Source organism: Pseudomonas reactans (assembly GCF_013385825.1).
GTDB lineage: Bacteria > Pseudomonadota > Gammaproteobacteria > Pseudomonadales > Pseudomonadaceae > Aquipseudomonas > Aquipseudomonas reactans.
This window is the reverse complement of sequence record NZ_JACAPG010000020.1, coordinates 352,365-372,895: the sequence shown is the minus strand read 5'-3', so window position 1 is coordinate 372,895 and position 20,531 is coordinate 352,365. Positions and strand designations below refer to the sequence as shown.

20 protein-coding genes are annotated in these 20,531 nt (G+C 61.2%); 18 read left to right on the top strand and 2 right to left on the bottom strand.

All coding sequences use genetic code 11. From position 1 onward, the window contains the following. The first annotated feature begins 118 nt into the window (after nucleotides 1-118). The 3 genes from HX868_RS24410 to HX868_RS24400 all read left to right on the top strand — a co-directional run bounded on the left by HX868_RS24410 (nucleotide 119) and on the right by HX868_RS24400 (nucleotide 3,163). On the top strand, nucleotides 119-1,450 hold the full coding sequence (locus HX868_RS24410; protein ID WP_016979762.1) for a dicarboxylate/amino acid:cation symporter: 1,332 nt from the start codon (nucleotides 119-121) through the stop codon (nucleotides 1,448-1,450). A 139-nt stretch (nucleotides 1,451-1,589) separates the two neighbouring features. Beyond that, nucleotides 1,590-2,576, top strand: coding sequence for an XdhC family protein (locus HX868_RS24405; protein WP_177004646.1), 987 nt, complete (start codon nucleotides 1,590-1,592; stop codon nucleotides 2,574-2,576). Then, complete coding sequence (locus tag HX868_RS24400) at nucleotides 2,573-3,163, top strand: NTP transferase domain-containing protein (protein ID WP_177004645.1); 591 nt, start codon at nucleotides 2,573-2,575, stop codon at nucleotides 3,161-3,163. Before HX868_RS24405 ends, HX868_RS24400 begins: the two co-directional genes overlap by 4 nt. A gap of 177 nt (nucleotides 3,164-3,340) precedes the next feature. Here the strand turns inward: HX868_RS24400 and rne are convergent, their stop codons facing one another. Further along, the gene (gene rne / locus HX868_RS24395) at nucleotides 3,341-6,490 is read right to left on the bottom strand and encodes a ribonuclease E (RefSeq protein WP_218168773.1); all 3,150 of its coding nucleotides are present in this window, start codon (nucleotides 6,488-6,490) and stop codon (nucleotides 3,341-3,343) included. 768 nt (nucleotides 6,491-7,258) lie between these two features. On the opposite strand from rne, the gene rluC reads away from it, so the two are divergent. From rluC to HX868_RS24380, 3 genes are read left to right on the top strand one after another with little or no spacing between them, the layout of a single operon-like run. After that, the gene (gene rluC / locus HX868_RS24390; RefSeq protein ID WP_028617584.1) at nucleotides 7,259-8,218 is read left to right on the top strand and encodes a 23S rRNA pseudouridine(955/2504/2580) synthase RluC; all 960 of its coding nucleotides are present in this window, start codon (nucleotides 7,259-7,261) and stop codon (nucleotides 8,216-8,218) included. Beyond that, the gene (locus tag HX868_RS24385; RefSeq protein ID WP_177004643.1) at nucleotides 8,205-8,867 is read left to right on the top strand and encodes an HAD-IA family hydrolase; all 663 of its coding nucleotides are present in this window, start codon (nucleotides 8,205-8,207) and stop codon (nucleotides 8,865-8,867) included. Before rluC ends, HX868_RS24385 begins: the two co-directional genes overlap by 14 nt. A gap of 21 nt (nucleotides 8,868-8,888) precedes the next feature. Continuing rightward, nucleotides 8,889-9,872, top strand: coding sequence for a S49 family peptidase (locus tag HX868_RS24380; protein ID WP_177004642.1), 984 nt, complete (start codon nucleotides 8,889-8,891; stop codon nucleotides 9,870-9,872). A 114-nt stretch (nucleotides 9,873-9,986) separates the two neighbouring features. Here the strand turns inward: HX868_RS24380 and HX868_RS24375 are convergent, their stop codons facing one another. Continuing rightward, on the bottom strand, nucleotides 9,987-10,565 hold the full coding sequence (locus tag HX868_RS24375; RefSeq protein ID WP_177004641.1) for a Maf family protein: 579 nt from the start codon (nucleotides 10,563-10,565) through the stop codon (nucleotides 9,987-9,989). A 105-nt stretch (nucleotides 10,566-10,670) separates the two neighbouring features. Here HX868_RS24375 and HX868_RS24370 point away from each other — a divergent pair, with 105 nt between their 5' ends. From HX868_RS24370 to HX868_RS24315, 12 genes are all read left to right on the top strand, one after another. Then, on the top strand, nucleotides 10,671-11,201 hold the full coding sequence (locus HX868_RS24370) for a YceD family protein (protein ID WP_177004640.1): 531 nt from the start codon (nucleotides 10,671-10,673) through the stop codon (nucleotides 11,199-11,201). A 13-nt stretch (nucleotides 11,202-11,214) separates the two neighbouring features. Continuing rightward, nucleotides 11,215-11,397 carry a 50S ribosomal protein L32 gene (rpmF, locus tag HX868_RS24365; protein ID WP_008152339.1) on the top strand — a complete coding sequence of 61 codons (183 nt, stop codon included), beginning with the start codon at nucleotides 11,215-11,217 and terminating at the stop codon, nucleotides 11,395-11,397. A 4-nt stretch (nucleotides 11,398-11,401) separates the two neighbouring features. Beyond that, nucleotides 11,402-12,412: a phosphate acyltransferase PlsX gene (gene plsX, locus HX868_RS24360; protein ID WP_177004639.1), complete on the top strand. Its 1,011-nt coding sequence runs from the start codon at nucleotides 11,402-11,404 to the stop codon at nucleotides 12,410-12,412. A gap of 126 nt (nucleotides 12,413-12,538) precedes the next feature. Next, a complete protein-coding gene (gene fabD, locus HX868_RS24355) occupies nucleotides 12,539-13,477 on the top strand; it encodes an ACP S-malonyltransferase (RefSeq protein ID WP_021491483.1) in 939 nt (312 codons plus the stop codon). A gap of 24 nt (nucleotides 13,478-13,501) precedes the next feature. Beyond that, complete coding sequence (gene fabG / locus HX868_RS24350; RefSeq protein ID WP_005790544.1) at nucleotides 13,502-14,245, top strand: 3-oxoacyl-ACP reductase FabG; 744 nt, start codon at nucleotides 13,502-13,504, stop codon at nucleotides 14,243-14,245. Nucleotides 14,246-14,436: 191 nt separating this feature from the next. Next, complete coding sequence (gene acpP / locus HX868_RS24345; RefSeq protein ID WP_003175607.1) at nucleotides 14,437-14,673, top strand: acyl carrier protein; 237 nt, start codon at nucleotides 14,437-14,439, stop codon at nucleotides 14,671-14,673. 128 nt (nucleotides 14,674-14,801) lie between these two features. Continuing rightward, the gene (gene fabF / locus HX868_RS24340; protein WP_016979749.1) at nucleotides 14,802-16,046 is read left to right on the top strand and encodes a beta-ketoacyl-ACP synthase II; all 1,245 of its coding nucleotides are present in this window, start codon (nucleotides 14,802-14,804) and stop codon (nucleotides 16,044-16,046) included. Continuing rightward, nucleotides 16,046-16,861, top strand: coding sequence for an aminodeoxychorismate lyase (gene pabC / locus HX868_RS24335; RefSeq protein WP_177004638.1), 816 nt, complete (start codon nucleotides 16,046-16,048; stop codon nucleotides 16,859-16,861). Before fabF ends, pabC begins: the two co-directional genes overlap by 1 nt. A gap of 1 nt (nucleotide 16,862) precedes the next feature. Then, nucleotides 16,863-17,996 (top strand): endolytic transglycosylase MltG, encoded by a 1,134-nt coding sequence (gene mltG / locus HX868_RS24330; protein WP_177004637.1) that lies wholly within the window; start codon nucleotides 16,863-16,865, stop codon nucleotides 17,994-17,996. A gap of 19 nt (nucleotides 17,997-18,015) precedes the next feature. Next, the gene (gene tmk / locus HX868_RS24325; protein WP_177004636.1) at nucleotides 18,016-18,648 is read left to right on the top strand and encodes a dTMP kinase; all 633 of its coding nucleotides are present in this window, start codon (nucleotides 18,016-18,018) and stop codon (nucleotides 18,646-18,648) included. Beyond that, nucleotides 18,641-19,630 carry a DNA polymerase III subunit delta' gene (locus HX868_RS24320; protein ID WP_177004635.1) on the top strand — a complete coding sequence of 330 codons (990 nt, stop codon included), beginning with the start codon at nucleotides 18,641-18,643 and terminating at the stop codon, nucleotides 19,628-19,630. Before tmk ends, HX868_RS24320 begins: the two co-directional genes overlap by 8 nt. Before the next feature lie 63 nt (nucleotides 19,631-19,693). Continuing rightward, the gene (locus tag HX868_RS24315) at nucleotides 19,694-20,479 is read left to right on the top strand and encodes a TatD family hydrolase (RefSeq protein WP_177004634.1); all 786 of its coding nucleotides are present in this window, start codon (nucleotides 19,694-19,696) and stop codon (nucleotides 20,477-20,479) included. Nucleotides 20,480-20,531: the final 52 nt, after the last annotated feature.

Here is a 20,531-nt window from a genome sequence, read left to right as displayed (position 1 = left end):
AGGCTTGTTCCTACAGGGCTCGCAAACAACAAATCCCTCCAGTGCAGGAGGGTTCGCAATTCAAGTGTCGTGGGCAATGGCGGATCTTTGCCACACGGGACGATTGAGGAACTTTGCAATGACGACTCGTCAGCCAATCTACAAATCCCTGTACTTCCAGGTGATCGTTGCAATCGTTATCGGTATTTTGCTCGGTCACTTCTACCCGCAGACCGGTGTGGCCCTCAAGCCACTGGGTGACGGGTTCATCAAACTGATCAAAATGGTCATCGCCCCGATCATCTTCTGCACCGTTGTCAGCGGCATCGCTGGCATGCAAAGCATGAAATCGGTCGGCAAGACCGGCGGCTACGCGCTGCTGTACTTCGAAATCGTTTCTACCATCGCGCTGCTGATCGGCCTGATCGTGGTCAACGTTGTGCAACCGGGCGCCGGCATGCACATCGACGTAGCGACCCTGGACGCCTCCAAAGTAGCGGCCTACGTCACTGCCGGTAAAGACCAGAGCATCGTCGGCTTTATCCTCAACGTGATCCCTAACACCATCGTCGGCGCCTTCGCCAACGGCGACATCCTGCAAGTGCTGATGTTCTCGGTGATCTTCGGTTTCGCCTTGCATCGCCTGGGTGCCTACGGCAAGCCGGTCCTGGACTTCATCGATCGCTTCGCCCACGTGATGTTCAACATCATCAACATGATCATGAAGCTCGCGCCAATCGGTGCCCTGGGCGCCATGGCGTTCACCATCGGTGCCTACGGCGTAGGTTCGCTGGTGCAGCTGGGCCAGTTGATGATCTGCTTCTACATCACTTGCATCCTGTTCGTACTGATAGTGCTGGGCGGTATCTGCCGCGCTCACGGTTTCAGCGTGATCAAACTGATCCGCTACATCCGTGAAGAGCTGTTGATCGTACTGGGTACTTCCTCCTCGGAATCCGCACTGCCACGCATGCTGATCAAGATGGAGCGTCTGGGCGCGAAGAAATCCGTAGTAGGCCTGGTGATTCCAACCGGCTACTCCTTCAACCTCGACGGTACTTCGATCTACCTGACCATGGCTGCCGTGTTCATCGCCCAGGCGACTGACACCCACATGGACATCACCCACCAGATCACCCTGCTGCTGGTGCTGCTGCTGTCCTCCAAAGGCGCTGCTGGCGTGACCGGTTCGGGCTTCATCGTACTGGCTGCCACCCTGTCGGCCGTAGGCCACCTGCCGGTTGCCGGCCTGGCGCTGATCCTGGGTATCGACCGCTTCATGTCCGAAGCTCGCGCGCTGACCAACCTGGTGGGTAACGCCGTTGCCACCATCGTTGTGGCCAAGTGGGTCAAGGAACTGGACACCGACAAGCTGCAAAGCGAGCTGGCGTCCGGCGGTACCGGTATCTCGGAAACCCGCGAGCTGGACGATCTGGGCGTGGCCGAAGGCCCTGCACCTGCCGTCAAGTAAGCCGCTGCTGGCGTGACCTGACGCCACAGCAACCCACAAACGCCCCGACTGGTTCGGGGCGTTTGCGTTTCTGGCGCATTACTCTGGCTGCTTTTGTTTTACAGTAAGTGAATCGGTTGTGACGCTTGCAGGAGGTTTTGTGGACAGTGTTGATTTGAATGTCCTGCGCAGCGTGCTCGAATGGCGCCGCGCCGGGCAGCGAGTAGTGTTGTACAGCGTGGTCCAGACCTGGGGCAGCGCACCGCGTCCGCCAGGGGCAATGCTGGCGCTGCGCGGCGATGGCGTGGTGATCGGCTCGGTGTCGGGCGGTTGCATCGAGGATGACTTGATTGCACGCCTGCAGGATGGTCGCTTGCCTGAAGACGGGCCGCCGGTGCAGTTGGTGACCTACGGTGTTACCCGCGATGAAGCCGCGCGTTTTGGCCTGCCATGCGGTGGCACCTTGCGCCTGACCGAGGAACGCGTGGACGAGTGGGAGTGGGTATCTGAGCTGCTGGCGCGGTGTGAAGATCACCAGATCGTCGCACGCGAGCTTGACTTGGCCACCGGCAAGGTCACCTTGAGCGGTGCGAGCAAGACGGATGTCGTGACCTTCGATGGCGAACGCTTGCGCGCCATCTATGGCCCGCGCTGGCGCCTGCTGTTGATCGGCGCCGGCCAGCTGTCGCGTTATGTGGCGGAAATGGCGCGCTTGCTGGATTTCGAAGTGCTGATCTGCGACCCGCGCGACGAGTTCGTCTACGGCTGGGAAGAGCAGCACGGCCGCTTTGTACCCGGCATGCCCGATGAAGCGGTGCTGAACATCCAGACCGATGAGCGCACGGCCATCGTCTGCCTTACCCATGATCCGCGTCTGGATGATATGGCGTTGCTCACGGCGCTGAATTCCTCGGCGTTCTACATTGGCGCGCTGGGTTCGCGGGTCAACACGCAGAAACGTCGGGAAAACCTCGCGGCGCTGGGGTTGTCGACCGAGGCGATTGCGCGCCTGCACGGGCCGATCGGCTTGCATATCGGCAGCCATACGCCCGCTGAAATCGCGTTGTCGTTGATGGCGGAAATTGTCGCCATCAAGAACGGCGTGGCGCCGATGCAGAAGAAGCCGTTACCGGTGGTCGCAGAGTGACAGTTACGGCGATTGTGCTGGCGGCGGGGCAGGGCAGTCGTTTCCGCGCCGAAGCCGGGGCGAACCAGGACAAGTTGTTGGCGGATTGCGTTGGCCTGGACGGCGTGGTGCGGCCGGTGATCGAGCAGGTGCTGGTGAACCTGCCTGAGCGCGTCGTGAAGCGTTGGGTGGTGACGGCACCTGATCGTACGGATGTCATTCGGTTGGCTGAAACCTATGGCTGCGAAGTGCTGCTGCTGCGTTCTGCCGGCATGGGCGACAGTATTGCGGCGGCGGTTGCGGCCAGTGGTGTGGCGGAGGGCTGGCTGGTGGTGCTGGGGGATATGCCGTTTATCCGGTCGTCGAGTATTGAGCGGGTGATTGATGGGCTGGAGGAGGGCGGTATCAGCGTGCCGGTGCAGGATGGGTGCTATGGGCATCCTGTGGCGTTTGGCCAGGCATTGGGGGCTGGGCTGATGGCCTTGACGGGTGATCGTGGCGCCAAGCCGTTGTTTGCTCAGGCGACGGTGCGGGAGGTGCCAGTAGATGATCCCGGCGTACTCTGGGACGTCGACCTGCCGCAATCTTTGAATTTCTCTCCAATCTGACTGTAGGAGCTGGCTTGCCAGCGATTGCGGTGTGTCAGTTAAAGGTGAGTTGGCGGGTATACCGCTATCGCCGGCAAGCCGGCTCCTACAGTTGAATGGGTTCCAAACCAGAAACCAGTAATCAATAAAAAAGCCCCGCCTGATCACTCAGGCGGGGCTTTTTAGTGGCTGCTGGAATCAGGCGAGAGGTTTGCTCTCGTGTTCTGCTTCCTGTGCCGCGGCAGCAGCTGCTGCGGCTTCAGCTTCCTTGCGACGACGACGCACTTCACGTGGGTCATTCGGCGCACGGCCGTTCTCGGTCAGGGCGCTGGCCGGGGCGGCTTCAACCACTGGCGCTGCCACTTCGGCAGCTACCGGCGCTTCAACTGCGGGTGCAGGTTCTGCGACCGGAGCAGGCTCAACCACTGGGGCTGGCTCGGCAATCACGACTTCGGCAACCGGTGCTGGCGCTTCTTCTGCCGCTGGGGCAGGTTCTGGCGCTTCAACCGGAGCGGCTGGTTCGGCGGTCCATTGGAAGGCGGTTTGTTCTTCGCGCTTTTCTTCGCGAGCATCACGCACTTCTGGAACGGCTTCGACAACCGGTGCTTCAACCACGGCCTCAGGCTCAACCACAGGTGCCGGTTCAGCGACCGTCACTTCAACTTCTGGTTGGGTTTCAGGTGCCTGGGCAACTTCCACTTCCGGAACGACTGGCGCTTCGATTGGGGTGGTGGCTTCGACAACCGGTGCCTCTACGACTGGCGCTTCAACTGCAGGGGCTTCAACAACCGGCGCTTCAACCACTGGGGTCTCGGCAGCAGGCACTTCAACCACTACGGTTTCTTCAACTGCAGCGGTGGCGCGTTCAGCTTGCTCGTGAGCCTGGGCTTCAGCAGGAGCGCTGATGACCGAACTTGCCACGGCAGCGGTAACGGCTAGGCCAGCAGCCAGTTCGGCGCCAGTCGGTTCGCCGGTAGCGGCTTCTGCGTTCTCGCCGGTCTCTTCCGAGCCTTCGATCACGTTGCCGTTGGCATCACGTTGACGCTCACGACGGTTGCTGCGACGACGCTGGCCACGGGAGCGGCGGCGTGGACGATCGCCTTCGGCGCCTTCCTGACCGTCTTCCTGCAGTTGCTCTTCGCCGGTCAGCACTTCTTCTTCGCTGGCGGCAGCGGCTTGTTCGGCACGCGGTTGACGCTCTTCACGCGGGGTGCGAGGTTGGCGCTCTTCACGTGGCGCACGCTCTTCACGCGGCTGGCGAGCTGGACGCTCTTCGGTAGCAGCAGCGGCGGCAGCGGCTACAGCAGGTGCTGCGTCCAGCGGCTCACGCAGTTCGCGCACACGTTCTTCACGCTCGCCACGTGGCTTGCGGTCTTCACGCGGGGCGCGTGGAGTGCGCGGTGCGCGCTCTTCGCGGGGTGCGCGTTCTACGGTCGGGGTTTCTTCACGGGCTTCGCGAGGGGCACGCTCTTCACGTGGAGCGCGTTCTTCACGCGGCGCACGTTCTTCGCGAGGCTTGCGCTCTTCGTCACGACGACCATTGCGGTTACGGCTCTGCTGGCGACCGTTGCGACGTTCTTCGTTGCGCGCAGGGCGCTCGGCGGCAGGTTTCTCAACCACAACCGGAGCAGCTGGCTCTTCCTTGGTGGCGAACAGGCTGACCAGCGACTTCACCAGGCCTTTGAACAGGCTTGGCTCAGGCAGGGCGGCCGGTGCGGCAACTGGCGCGGCGACTTCGGTCGGAACCGGTGCGTTGGCGCGAGCTGGCGCGGTCTTGACCGCAGCTTCCTGGCGAACCAGGGTGCGGGTCGCGGCGGCAGGCTGGACTTCTTCCACTTCGGCGGCGGCAGCGGCGATTTCGTAGCTGGACTGGCCGCTGTGGGCTTCCGGGCTGTCATCACGCAGACGCTGCACTTCGAAGTGTGGCGTTTCGAGGTGATCGTTCGGCAGGATGACGATACGAGCACGGGTGCGCAGTTCGATCTTGGTGATCGAGTTGCGTTTTTCGTTGAGCAGGAACGCGGCAACCGGGATCGGCACTTGCGCGCGGACTTCAGCGGTGCGGTCTTTCAGGGCTTCTTCTTCGATCAGGCGCAGGATCGCCAGGGACAGCGATTCAACGTCACGGATGATGCCGGTGCCGTTGCAACGCGGGCAGACGATGCCGCTGCTCTCGCCCAGGGATGGACGCAGGCGCTGACGGGACATTTCCAGCAGGCCGAAGCGCGAGATGCGACCGACCTGTACGCGGGCACGGTCAGCTTCCAGGCATTCGCGGACTTTTTCTTCCACGGCGCGCTGGTTCTTGGCCGGGGTCATGTCGATGAAGTCGATCACGATCAGGCCGCCGATATCACGCAGGCGCAGCTGGCGGGCGATTTCTTCAGCCGCTTCCAGGTTGGTCTGCAGGGCGGTTTCTTCGATGTCACTGCCTTTGGTCGCACGCGCCGAGTTGATGTCGATAGACACCAGGGCTTCGGTCGGGTCGATCACGATGGAGCCACCGGAAGGCAGTTCGACCACGCGCTGGAAGGCGGTCTCGATCTGGCTTTCGATCTGGAAACGGTTGAACAGCGGAACGCTGTCTTCGTACAGCTTGATCTTGCTGGCGTACTGCGGCATCACCTGACGGATGAAGGTCAGGGCTTCGTCCTGGGCTTCAACGCTGTCGATCAGCACTTCGCCGATGTCCTGGCGCAGGTAATCGCGGATGGCGCGGATGATCACGTTGCTTTCCTGATAGATCAGGAACGGCGCGGAACGATCCAGGGACGCTTCTTTAATCGCGGTCCACAGTTGCAGCAGGTAGTCGAGGTCCCACTGCATTTCTTCGCTGCTGCGGCCCAGGCCTGCAGTGCGAACGATCAGGCCCATGTCGGCTGGTGCGATCAGGCCGTTCAGCGCTTCACGCAGTTCGTTGCGCTCTTCGCCTTCAATGCGACGGGAAATACCGCCGGCACGTGGGTTGTTCGGCATCAGGACCAGGTAACGGCCAGCCAGGCTGATGAAGGTGGTCAGGGCTGCGCCCTTGTTGCCACGTTCTTCTTTCTCGACCTGGACGATGACTTCCTGGCCTTCGCTCAGGACGTCCTTGATGTTCACGCGGCCTTCAGGCGCTTTCTTGAAGTATTCGCGGGAGATTTCTTTGAGGGGCAGGAAGCCGTGGCGCTCGGAGCCGAAATCGACAAAGGCAGCCTCAAGGCTTGGTTCGATGCGAGTAATACGGCCTTTATAGATGTTGGCCTTCTTTTGCTCGCGTGCACCGGATTCGATGTCCAGGTCGTAGAGGCGTTGGCCATCTACCAGTGCAACACGCAACTCTTCGGGTTGAGTTGCGTTAATCAGCATTCTTTTCATGTTGTACCGTCGGTTTCCGGGCTGCCGGAAACGGCGTTCGGCACACACGACTTCTCACGGTCGGTGTCAGGTGCGTCAAGAGTGGTTGGCCACTCCAGTGTCCAGCAAAAACCAGCCAATTGGGCCGGTATCGCGACGGACGCGTCCTGCTTGTTAGCGGTGGTGACAAAGGCACCACTTCAACAAAAGCTAAGGTCAGGAGGAGGAATCAACCGGCGACTGTGGACGAGATGAAGCGTCTAAATATAAGCCTAGTGCTACACAGTCCGACGGTTGTGCATCTCCACCCTACACGTATCCCTGATAATTCGGGTGCTGCCGCGCGCAGAATCCGCAGCGGGTTGGCATTTACCGTGTTCTCCAATGGGGAGTCCACGCTCATGGCTAAACAAGACTAGGTGTGGGCGGTTGCGCTCTCACTCAGCTCTTAACAGGCGTTGTTTCCGAAGCATTCGCCGTGGTCTGGTCCAAGACTGACTGCACTTTGTGAACTGGCCGTAAATATCGGCGCAGAACGCGAGTATTCACTCTGCTTTCTGCACTCGCTTCAGGCCTCATGTCACCTGCGCTTGTTACAATCTTGAGCCTTCCAGGGTGGCAAAAGCCCCGTAGGACGGCCTCGCGTCCTGATGAATTGCGATGGTCAGGGCCGGCAGTTTGCCGCAAGTCCTCTGTCCAGGCCGCTTTTGGCGGCGTTCGCGACTATAGCAGCAATGATTAAGTGCTTCAATTCCATAAAAAATTGTTATCATCGCCGCCATGACGACTACCGCCCCCCAGACCCCCAGCGTCCAGCTGCTCGAGGTCTCGCCGGAATATGCCGGCCAACGCATCGACAATTTTCTCCTGGCCAGGCTCAAAGGCGTGCCCAAGACCTTGATTTACCGCATCTTGCGTAAAGGTGAAGTGCGGGTGAACAAGGGCCGGATCAAGCCCGAGTACAAGTTGCAGGCGGGCGATATCGTCCGTGTGCCGCCGGTTCGCGTGCCCGAGCGTGACGAGCCTGTGCCCTTGGCCCAGGGGTTGTTGCAACGCCTGGAGGCCTCGATTGTCTTCGAAGACAACAAGCTGATCGTGATCAACAAGCCTTGCGGCATTGCGGTTCACGGCGGCAGTGGGTTGAATTTCGGCGTGATCGAAGCCTTCCGTCAGTTGCGCCCGGACGCCAAGGAGCTGGAGCTGGTCCATCGCCTGGACCGCGACACCTCCGGCCTGCTGATGATCGCCAAGAAGCGCAGCATGTTGCGCCACCTGCACACCGCCCTGCGTGGCGATGGTGTGGACAAGCGCTACATGGCGCTGGTGCGCGGCAACTGGGCCAGTTCCATCAAGAGCGTCCGTGCGCCGTTGCAGAAGAGCAACCTGCGTTCCGGCGAGCGCATGGTGGAAGTGGACGAGGAGGGCAAAGAGGCCCTGACCCTGTTCAAGGTGCTGCGCCGCTTCGGTGACTTCGCCACCCTGGTCGAGGCCAAGCCGGTGACCGGGCGTACCCACCAGATTCGCGTGCACACGTTGCACGCCGGTCATTGCATCGCTGGCGATACCAAGTACGGCGACGAGGATTTCTCCAAGGAGATCCGCGATCTGGGCGGCAAGCGCCTGTTCCTGCACGCTTACATGCTCACCGTGCCGCTGCCCGATGGTGGCGAGTTGAAGCTGCAGGCGCCGGTCGATGAGATGTGGGCCAAGACCGTGGAGCGCTTGAGTGTCGCACCTTGATTACAAACTGCTGATTTTCGATTGGGACGGCACCCTGGCCAACTCCATTGGCCGGATTGTCGAGTCGATGCATGCGGCGTCGACCCGCTCGGGCTACGCGCTGTGCACCGATCATGCGGTCAAGGGTATCATCGGCCTGGGCCTGCCTGAGGCGATTCATACCTTGTACCCCGAGATCAGTGACGCCGAGCTGGTCACCTTCCGTGATCACTATGCCGATCACTACATCGCCCTGGAGGCCACACCTTCGCCGTTGTTCGACGGTGTGGTGCAGTCTCTGGAGGCGTTCCGCGCCGAGGGTTATCAGCTGGCGGTCGCCACCGGCAAGGCTCGTCGCGGGCTGGATCGGGTGCTCAAGGCCCACGGTTGGGAAGATTATTTCGATATCACCCGCGCCGCCGATGAAACTGCCAGCAAGCCTCACCCTCTGATGCTGGAGCAGATTCTGGCCCATTGCGGCGTGTCGCCACGCCAGGCTTTGATGGTGGGTGATGCTTCCTTCGACCTGATGATGGCGCGCAATGCAGGCATGGATAGCGTGGCGGTCAGTTATGGCGCCCAGGCTGCCGAGGCCTTGCAGCAATACGAGCCGCGTCTGACGATTGATCATTTTTCCGAATTGCAGGCCTGGCTCAGCCGGGCCCAATAAGTCTTTGCTGGGGTGGATGGCATGAGTGACGAGTGGAAAGCGCCCGAAAAGGCTGAAAGCAGTGATGACAAAAGCTGGAAGCTGCTGGAGAAAACCCTCCTGGCCAGCGTTCAGGAGCAGCGTCGTGCACGGCGTTGGGGGATTTTCTTCAAGTTGCTGACGTTCGTCTGGCTTATCGCCATGCTCGCCTTGTTCAGCCCGCTGATGGACATGGAAAAAAGCGCAACCCGTGGCGCCAACTACACCGCCCTGATCGAAGTGCGCGGGGTGATTGCCGACAAGGAGTCCGCCAGCGCCGACAATATCGTCAGCAGCCTGCGTGCCGCGTTTGAAGACCCGAAGGTCAAGGGCGTGATCCTGCGTATCAACAGCCCAGGCGGCAGCCCGGTGCAGTCCGGCTATGTGTACGACGAGATTCGCCGTCTGCGTGGCCTGCATCCTGATATCAAGCTGTATGCGGTGATTTCCGACCTGGGCGCTTCGGGTGCCTATTACATTGCCAGTGCTGCTGACCAGATCTACGCCGACAAGGCCAGCCTGGTGGGTTCCATCGGTGTGACGGCGGCCGGCTACGGCTTTGTCGGCACCATGGAGAAGCTCGGTGTGGAGCGCCGCACCTATACGTCGGGCGAGCACAAGTCGTTCCTGGATCCGTTCCAACCGCAGAAGGCTGACGAGACTCAGTTCTGGCAGGGCGTACTCGACACCACGCATCGTCAGTTCATTGCCAGCGTGAAGCAGGGGCGTGGCGATCGTCTGAAGGATAAGGATCATCCGGAGCTGTTCTCCGGCCTGGTGTGGTCGGGCGAACAAGCGTTGCCGCTGGGCCTGATCGACGGCCTGGGCAGTGCCAGTTCGGTGGCGCGGGATGTGATTGGCGAGAAGGAGCTGGTGGATTTCACGGTGGAAGAATCGCCGTTTGATCGTTTCTCCAAGCGGCTCGGTGCCAGCGTGGCGGAGAAGCTGGCCTTTTACATGGGCTTCCAAGGCCCATCCCTGCGCTGAAATACCCTGTAGGAGCCGGCTTGCCAGCGATAGCGATGGGTCAGCCGGCATTGGCGGTGGCTGATCCACCGTTATCGCTGGCAAGCCAGCTCCTACAGTGGTTTTGTGGTGTTCTCAGGGAATTTGCACGCCTTCGGCGAGCAGCATGTCGACCAGTCGTATCAGTGGCAGGCCCACTAAGCTGGTCGCGTCCGGCCCATCGGTGCTCTGGAACAGGCTCACACCCAATCCTTCTGCCTTGAAGCTACCCGCGCAGTCATACGGCTGCTCAATCCGCAGATAGCGCTCGATACGTTCAGCGTCCAGTTCGCGCATGTGCACGGTAAAGGGTACGCAGTCGACCTGGCAGTGCCCTGTCTCGCTGTTCAGCAGTGCCAGCCCGGTGAGGAAGCTCACACGCTTGCCACTCGCGGCCAGCAGTTGTTCGCGAGCGTTTTCGAAGGTATGGGGCTTGCCGATGATCCGGCCGTCGAGCGCCGCGACCTGGTCGGAGCCTATAATCAGGTGCCCTGGGTGGCTGGCGGCGAGTGCGCGGGCTTTCTGCTCGGCCAGGCGCTTGACCAGTTCTACGGCGGTCTCATTTTCACGGTGGCTTTCGTCGATATCCGGCGAGCTGCAGATGAACGGCAGGTGCAGGCGGCTCAGCAATTCCCGGCGATAAACCGAGCTGGATGCGAGTAATAAAGGCAGCATGGGCGTCTCCTCAGGGCAGCCGGGGATTCTAGCGGGGCGACCGGCTGACGCACAGGGCTGAATTTCCTTTGACATGGCTGGGTGCATCCCTATAATGCTGCGCCTATGTTGAATGACCCGATTCCACCTCACGTTGACCCGCGCAAATTGGCTGATCGTGGCACTTCCCTTCAAGGTGAGTTGCTGCTGGCCGATTTGGAGAGACTCTGCGACCCGCTTTCCGACACTGTCGGTACGGTGCAGGCCAAATTCGTTTTTGAACGAGATGAACGTAAGTCTGTGGTAATCCACAGCTTTATCGACACCGAGGTCAAAATGGTTTGCCAGCGTTGTCTTGAGCTGGTCACCCTGCCGATCCACAGCGAGTGCAGTTATGCTGTGGTGAAGGAGGGTGCGAATACCCAGTCGTTGCCGAAAGGTTATGACGTGCTGGAACTGGGCGAAGATCCTTTGGATCTGCATGCACTGATCGAGGAGGAGCTTCTGCTCGCCTTGCCCATTGTGCCTGCTCATCATCCGGAAGAATGCCAGCAGCCGGCGGGTCTCGATGACGAGCCCGATCCGAGCGAGGACGAGGTAACGCGGTCCAACCCGTTCAGTGTATTGGCGCAGTTAAAGCGTGACCCAAACGTTTAGGAGTTAATCAATTATGGCTGTTCAGCAGAACAAAAAATCCCGCTCTGCCCGTGACATGCGTCGTTCGCACGATGCCCTGACGGCAAGCACTCTGTCTGTAGAAAAAACCACCGGTGAAATTCACCTGCGTCACCACGTATCGCCAGAAGGCGTATACCGTGGTCGTAAAGTGATCGACAAGGGCGCTGACGAGTAATCACTTGTCTGCTCTAGTCATCGCGATAGACGCAATGGGCGGGGACTTCGGTCCCCGCAGCATTGTTCAGGCCTGCATTGCCAGCCTGTGTGCAACACCCTCGCTGCACCTGACCCTCGTCGGTCAACCCTCCCTACTTGAAGAACTGATTGCCAGCCATCCGGCGGTGGATCGTGCGCGCCTGACGATTACGCCAGCCAGCGAAACCATCACCATGGATGAAAAGCCAGCGGCGGCCCTGCGTGGCAAGCCTGACTCTTCGATGCGGGTGGCGCTGGAGCTGCTGCGTGATGGCAAGGTGCAAGCCTGTGTCAGCGCCGGCAATACCGGGGCGTTGATGGCGTTGTCGCGGTTTGTGCTCAAGACGTTGCCTGGCATTGACCGGCCGGCGATGGTGGCGGCGATTCCGACGCAGAAAGGCTATTGCCAACTGCTGGACCTGGGCGCGAACGTCGATTGCAGTGCCGAGCACTTGTTCCAGTTTGCCGTGATGGGCTCGGTGGCCGCCGAGGCACTGGGCGTGGCCCGCCCTCGTGTGGCGTTGCTGAATATCGGTACCGAAGACATCAAGGGTAACCAGCAGGTCAAGCTGGCCGCCACCTTGCTGCAAGGTGCGCGCGGCTTGAACTATATCGGCTTTGTCGAGGGTGACGGCTTGTATCGCGGTGAGGCGGATGTAGTGGTGTGCGACGGGTTCGTCGGCAATATCCTGCTCAAGTCCAGCGAAGGCCTGGCGACCATGATTGCCACGCGCATTGAGGCCTTATTCAAGCAGAACCTGGCGTCGCGCATGGTTGGCGCCCTGGCGCTGCCGTTGATGCGCCGCCTGCAGGCCGACCTGGCCCCGGCGCGGCATAATGGCGCGAGTTTCCTGGGTTTGCAGGGCATTGTGGTGAAAAGCCATGGCTCGGCTGGCGTGGAAGGCTTTCAAAGCGCGATCGCGCGGGCCCTGATCGAGATCCAGGAAAACCTGCCGCAACGCTTGCACGGCCGTCTTGAGGACCTGTTGCCTTAGGCGAATCGGCCCGAGAGTGCTTAAATGTGACCGGCCAGTTCAATTGACCATCCAATCTGTCAGTTTCGTGCGCTCCCACCGTAGGAGTGTGCATTTTTGACGACCAGATCATTAGGGGCTTGTTACATGTCTACATCCCTCGCATTCGTCTTTCCAGGGCAGGGTTCGCAGTCCCTCGGCATGTTGGCCGAGCTGGGCGCGCAGTACCCGCTGATCCTGGACACCTTTAAAGAAGCTTCCGACGCCCTCGGTTACGACCTGTGGGCGTTGACCCAGCAAGGGCCGGAAGAGCAGCTCAATCAAACCGATAAAACCCAGCCGGCCATCCTGACCGCTTCGATCGCCCTGTGGCGCTTGTGGCTGGCGGAAGGCGGCGCGCGTCCGGCATTCGTTGCCGGTCACAGCCTGGGCGAATACAGCGCTCTGGTGGCGGCGGGCAGCCTGACCCTCGGTGAGGCCGTCAAGCTGGTCGAGCGCCGTGGTCAACTGATGCAAGAAGCCGTTCCGGCCGGGCAGGGCGGCATGGCCGCTATCCTGGGCTTGGACGACGCCGTGGTGATCGAAGCCTGCGCCGAAGCGGCCCAGGGCGAAGTGGTCAGCGCCGTGAACTTCAACTCCCCTGGCCAGGTGGTGATCGCCGGTGCCAAGGCTGCAGTCGAGCGTGCCATCGAAGGCTGCAAGGCCCGTGGCGCCAAGCGTGCGCTGCCGTTGCCGGTGAGCGTGCCGTCGCACTGCGAGCTGATGCGCCCGGCGGCCGAGCGTTTTGCCGAGTCCATCGCTGCCATCAACTGGCAGGCGCCGCAGATTCCGCTGGTACAGAACGTCAGCGCAGCCGTGGCTGCCGACCTCGACACCCTCAAGCGCGACTTGCTGGAGCAACTCTACAAGCCCGTACGCTGGGTTGAATCGGTCCAGACCCTGGCCGCCAATGGCGCCACCGAGCTGGTCGAGTGCGGTCCGGGTAAAGTCCTGGCCGGCCTGAACAAGCGCTGCGCCGACGGCGTGTCGACTGCCAACCTCAATACCCCGGATGCCTTCGCTGCCGCTCGCGCGGCACTGGCCTAATCCCCGAACTAAGGAGAAGCCTGCATGAGTCTGCAAGGTAAAGTTGCACTGGTTACCGGCGCAAGCCGTGGCATTGGTCAGGCGATCGCCCTGGAACTGGGCCGTCAGGGCGCCGTTGTGATCGGCACCGCCACGTCCGCTTCGGGCGCCGAGCGTATCGCCGCGACCCTGAAGGAAAATGGCGTGCAAGGCACTGGCCTTGAGCTGAACGTGACCAGTGATGAGTCCGTGGCTGCCGTACTGGCCGAGATCACCGCACAGTTCGGTGCACCGGCGATTCTGGTGAACAACGCCGGCATCACCCGCGATAACCTGATGATGCGCATGAAAGACGACGAGTGGTACGACGTGGTCGACACCAACTTGAACAGTCTGTTTCGCCTGTCCAAGGGCGTTTTGCGCGGCATGACCAAGGCGCGCTGGGGCCGAATTATCAATATTGGCTCCGTAGTGGGTGCCATGGGCAACGCAGGCCAAGTAAACTACGCCTCCGCCAAAGCCGGTCTGGAAGGTTTCAGCCGTGCCTTGGCACGTGAAGTCGGCTCGCGGTCGATTACGGTCAACTCGGTGGCCCCAGGGTTCATCGACACCGATATGACCCGCGAACTGCCGGAAGCACAGCGTGAAGCCTTGCTGACGCAGATTCCGCTGGGCCGTCTGGGTCAGGCTCAAGAGATCGCGAATGTGGTCACTTTCCTGGCATCCGACGGTGCGGCATACGTGACTGGGGCTACAATCCCGGTGAACGGCGGGATGTACATGAGTTAAATTGTGACGGATCGCTTCAAAAAAATGTCATACGAGCTGTCTAAAATCCGTTATAAAGCTGCAACTTAATTTATAGGCAGGTGGCCGACCGGGTACAGGGTGAAGCTTTCAGTTGAAAAGCTGAAAAGGCTTTCTATACACTTACCCACTGGCCAGCTGCCTGAATTTGTCCATTAGGAGTTAAACAAGGTATGAGCACCATCGAAGAGCGCGTCAAGAAAATCGTCGCCGAGCAACTGGGCGTTAAAGAAGAAGAAGTGGTCAACACTGCTTCCTTCGTAGAAGACCTGGGTGCCGATTCCCTTGACACCGTTGAGCTGGTGATGGCTCTGGAAGAGGAATTCGAGACCGAAATCCCGGACGAAGAAGCTGAAAAAATCACTACTGTTCAAGCTGCTATCGACTACGTTACTAGCCACCAGGCGTAATAGTTTGTAGTCGTCGCTTGCTGTCAGGGAAAAACCGCACTGCTGTAACGGCGTGCGGTTTTTTCTTTAGCCCTGATGAAAAACAAGCGCTGAAGCAAAAGTGTCGTCATTAGAAAAAGGAGAGTGCTGTGTCGCGTAGACGCGTCGTAGTCACCGGTATGGGTATGTTGTCGCCACTGGGCACGGATGTGCCGAGCAGTTGGCAGGGCATTCTGGCTGGCCACAGTGGTATTGGTCTGATCGAACACACGGACCTTTCTGCCTATTCCACCCGTTTTGGCGGCTCGGTAAAGGGTTTCAATGTCGAGGAATATCTCTCGGTCAAAGAATCCCGCAAACTCGACCTGTTCATTCAATACGGCCTGGCAGCCGGTTTTCAGGCAGTGCGTAATGCCGGCCTGGAAGTCACCGACGCCAACCGTGATCGCATCGGCGTGGCCATGGGTTCGGGTATTGGCGGTTTGACCAATATCGAAGAAACCAGCCGCACGTTGCACGATTCCGGCCCCCGTCGAATTTCACCGTTCTTCGTTCCGGGCTCGATCATCAACATGATTTCCGGCTTCCTGTCGATCCACTTGGGTGCACAGGGGCCTAACTACGCCATCGCCACGGCGTGCACCACCGGCACGCACTGCATCGGCATGGCTGCGCGCAACATCGCTTATGACGAAGCCGACGTGATGATCGCTGGTGGCGCCGAGATGGCGGCCTGCGGCCTCGGCATGGGCGGCTTCGGCGCGTCCCGTGCGCTGTCGACGCGCAACGACGAACCCACCCGCGCCAGCCGTCCATGGGACAAAGGCCGTGACGGTTTTGTACTGTCCGACGGTGCCGGTGCCCTGGTGCTGGAAGAGTTGGAACACGCCAAGGCGCGTGGCGCCACTATCTACGCCGAGCTGATCGGTTTCGGCATGAGCGGCGATGCTTACCACATGACTTCGCCACCGTCCGACGGTGCCGGTGCTGCGCGTTGCATCACCAATGCCCTGCGCGATGCGAAGGTCAATGCGGACCAGGTGCAGTACATCAACGCCCACGGCACGTCGACTCCGACTGGCGACTTGGCGGAAGCCGAAGCCATCAAGTCGGTGTTCGGCGCGCACGCCTACAACCTGGCGGTCAGTTCCACCAAGTCCATGACCGGCCACTTGTTGGGTGCGGCGGGCGCGGTCGAAGCGATCTTCAGCGTCATGGCCATCAAGGATCAGGTCGCTCCGCCGACCATCAACCTGGATGAGCCGGACGAAGGCTGCGACCTGAACTTCGTGCCTCACGAAGCGCAGCCAATGCCGATCGACGTGGTGATTTCCAACTCGTTCGGTTTTGGTGGCACCAACGGTTCCCTGGTGTTCCGCCGGTTCGCCGAGTGATGCACAGCTGGGTCGACGGTCAGCCAGCGGACAGCGTGCCCCTGAAAGATCGCGGCCTGGCGTATGGTGATGGGTTGTTCGAGACCATCGCCGTCAGGGCCGGGCAGCCGGTGCTGCTCGACCGTCACCTGCAACGCCTCGATGAGGGTTGCAGGCGTCTCGCCTTGGTTGCGGACCCAGTGGTGATCCGCAGCGAAGTGCTGGCCTATGCCGCCGCCCTCGGCGACGGTGTCCTCAAGTTGATCCTCACCCGTGGCGACAGCCTGCGCGGTTATGGCATCAACCCTGGCGCGCCGGTGCGCCGTATCTTGCAGGGCAACCCGCCCGCTACCTATCCCCACGCCCATGCAGTCGACGGTATCCGTCTGTTTGCGTGTGCGACCCGCTTGGCCGAACAGCCGTTGCTGGCCGGTCTCAAGCACCTCAATCGCCTCGAACAGGTAATCGCCCGTGCCGAGTGGCAAGACGCCGAGCACGCTGAAGGCTTGATGCTGGATATGTCCGGGCGTGTCATCGAGGGCGTATTCAGCAACCTGTTCCTGGTGCGCAACGGCTTGTTACTAACCGCTGATCTGACCCGTTGCGGCGTTGCCGGCGTGATGCGCGCCGAGATTCTGGCCCAGGCAGATGGCCTGGGCCTCCCGGTGGCCGTGGCTGACATCGATCTTGAGCAGTTGCAGCAGGCCGACGAAGTCTTCGTGTGCAACAGCGTTTATGGCATTTGGCCGGTGCGCGGTTGCGCTGGGATGAGCTGGCCGGTTGGGCCGCTCACCCGTAAACTGCAGGGCATTGTTCGCGCGCTATTGGAAATTTGAGTTGATACGAAAACTGGTTGTACTGCTGCTGATCGGTCTGTTCTCGGCGGCGTTGCTGTTGGGCTATGGCGCCTGGAAATACGACGCGGCCCTGAAGCAGCCCTTGAACCTGACCCAGGAGCAATTGCTCGACGTACCGGCCGGGGCAACCCCCTCCGGTACCTTCAATCGCCTGGAAGCCGAGGGTGTGCTGGATGGCGCCTTCTGGTTACGCCTGTACTGGCGCTTCAACCTCGACGGCCAACCTCTGCACAGCGGCGAATACCGCATGACCCCTGGCATGACGGCGCAAGGCCTGATCGGCCTGTGGCAGCGTGGCGAAGTGGTGCAATACAGCCTGACGCTGGTGGAAGGCTGGAACTTCCGCCAGGTGCGTTCGGCGCTGGCCAAGCATGAAAAGATCGTGCAGACCCTCGCAGGCCTGAGCGACACGGAGGTGATGGACAAGCTCGGTCACCCCGGCGTGTTTCCCGAAGGGCGGTTCTTCCCGGATACCTACCGCTTCGTACGTGGGATGACCGACGTCGAATTCCTGAAAAAAGCCTACAACCGTCTGGACGATGTACTCGCCCAGGAGTGGAGCAAGCGTGCGGCTGATGCGCCGTACACCGACCCTTATCAAGCGTTGATCATGGCCTCCCTGGTGGAGAAAGAGACGGGCGTGCCTGAAGAGCGTGGGCAGATCGCCGGCGTCTTTGTGCGCCGCCTGAAGGTCGGCATGCTGTTGCAGACTGACCCGACGGTGATCTACGGCCTGGGCGAACGCTACAACGGCAAGTTGACCCGCGCCCACCTCAAGGAAGCCAACCCCTACAACACCTATATGGTCGCCGGCCTGCCGCCGACGCCCATCGCCATTGTCGGCCGGGAGGCGATCCATGCCGCGCTGAACCCGGTGCCGGGCAGCAGCCTGTATTTCGTTGCCCGAGGCGATGGCAGCCATATTTTCTCCGATAACCTGGATGCGCATAATGCCGCCGTGCGGGAGTTCCAGCTCAAGCGCCGCGCCGATTACCGCTCCAGCCCGGCGCCAGCGGTGAAACCTGCGGAAGACGTCGCGCCATCGCCCGATGCGTCTGCTGATAAACCGGCCGAAGCTGCGCCGGACACCACCGCACCGCAAAGCCTGCAATAATTCTGACTAAGGACTGCCTGTGACTGGCTTGTTTGTTACCCTGGAAGGCCCCGAAGGCGCCGGCAAAAGCACCAATCGTGATTACTTGGCTGAGCGTCTGCGCAGCGAAGGCATTGAGGTGGTGTTGACCCGTGAGCCCGGCGGCACACCGCTGGCCGAGCGTATCCGCGAAGTGCTGCTGGCGCCGGGTGAAGAGCAGATGAACCCGGATACCGAGCTGCTGCTGGTGTTCGCCGCCCGTGCCCAGCACCTGGCCGAAGTGATTCGTCCGGCCCTGGCACGCGGTGCCGTGGTGATCTGCGACCGGTTCACCGATTCCACCTATGCCTACCAGGGCGGTGGTCGGGGCCTGTCCCTGGAACGCATCGCCACCCTGGAAACCTTCGTTCAAGGCAGCCTGCGCCCTGACCTGACCCTAGTCTTTGACCTGCCGGTGGAAGTCGGCCTGGCTCGCGCCAGCGCCCGGGGTCGCCTGGATCGCTTCGAGCTGGAAGGCCAGGCCTTCTTTGACGCCGTACGCACCGCGTTCCTCAAGCGTGCCGCGGCCGAACCTGCGCGCTACTACCTGCTGGACGCCGCCCAACCGCTGGCCCAGGTGCAGCAGGCCATCGACGCGCTGTTGCCGACACTGCTGGAGCGCGCCCGTGGCTGAAGCCTACCCGTGGCAGGACAGCCTGTGGCAACAACTGGCCGGGCGCGCGCAGCACGCCCACGCCTACCTGTTGCATGGGCCGGTCGGGATCGGCAAGCGTGACCTGGCCGAGCGTCTCATGGCCAGCCTTTTGTGCCAGCGCCCGGTCAGCCTGGAAGCTTGCGGCGAGTGCAAGTCCTGCCTGCTGCTCAAGGCCGGTAGTCACCCGGATAACTACCTGTTGGAGCCCGAGGAGGCCGACAAGGCGATCAAGGTCGACCAGGTGCGCGACCTCGTCAGCTTCGTGGTGCAGACCGCGCAGATGGGCGGGCGCAAGGTTGTGCTGATCGAGCCGGTGGAGGCGATGAACATCAACGCCGCCAACGCCTTGCTCAAGAGCCTGGAAGAGCCGTCTGGCGATACTGTGTTGTTGCTGGTCAGTCACCAGTCCAGCCGTTTGTTGCCAACCATCCGCAGTCGTTGCGTACAGCAGGCATGTCCGCTGCCGAGCGAGGCCATGAGCCTTGAGTGGCTGGCGCAGGCGTTGCCGGAGTGCAGCCAGGACGAGCGGGTCGAACTGCTGACCCTGGCGGCCGGTTCGCCATTGGCGGCGGTCAAGCTGCAAGCCCAGGGCGTGCGTGAGCAACGCGCGCTGGTGGTGGAGGGCGTCAAGAAACTCATCAAGCAGGAAGTTTCCGCCACCCAGCTAGCCGAAACTGCCTGGAAGGACATTCCCCTGCTGCTGCTGTTCGATTGGTTCTGCGACTGGTCGAGCCTGATCCTGCGCTACCAGCTGACCCAGGATGAAAACGGCCTGGGCCTGCCGGATATGCGCAAAGTGGTGCAGTACCTGGCGCAGAAAAGTGCCCAGGACAAGGTGCTGACGATCCAGGACTGGATCCTCGCCCAGCGCCAGAAGGTACTCGGCAAGGCCAACCTTAACCGCGTGCTGTTGCTTGAGGCGCTGCTGGTGCAGTGGGTTGGCTTGCTCGGCCGCCGTTAAATTATGTGGCCGACAGGTGTATCGTCGGCCAGACACTTTTCGTGACTGAAGTTGTAGATCCCTATGCTCGTAGATTCCCATTGCCACCTCGATCGCCTTGACCTGACCCAGCACGGCGGTTCACTTGATGTTGCCCTCGAAGCCGCACGCCAGCGCGGAGTAGGGCACTTCCTGTGCATCGGCGTCAGCGCCGAAAACGCGGCCGACGTCAAGGCCCTGGCTGATCGCTACGCTGATGTGGATTGCTCGGTGGGCATTCACCCGCTGGACCTCAAGCCCGGTGAAGCGCCAGCGCTTGATTGGCTGCTGACTGAGCTCAATCACCCACGCGTGGTGGCTATCGGCGAAACCGGCCTGGATTACCACTACGAGCCCGAAGCCGCCGAGTTGCAGCAGGCTTCGTTCCGCCTGCACTTGCAAGCCGCCCAGCAGACCGGCAAACCGGTGATCGTCCACACCCGTGGCGCCCGTGCCGACACTCTGACCCTGTTGCGCGAAGCTGCGCTGCCCCAGGCTGGCGTGTTGCATTGCTTCACCGAGGACTGGGACATGGCAAAGGCTGCCCTGGACCTGGGGTTCTACATCTCTCTGTCGGGCATTGTGACCTTCCGCAATGCCGACGCCCTGCGCGACGTCGCCCGCCAAGTGCCGGCGGACCGCTTGCTGGTGGAAACCGACTCACCGTACCTGGCGCCCATTCCTCATCGTGGCAAGCCGAACCTGCCCGAGTACGTGCGTGATGTGGCGGATTACCTGGCGATGCTGCGGGGTGAGTCCTATGAGCGCTTTGCCGAGCAGACCACCGAGAACTTCAAACGCCTGTTCCCGCTGGCTCACGTCGCTGGCTGACGCGGCCAAAACGCAGGCAAAAAAAACCCGGGTTCTGGGGGGTGAATCCGGG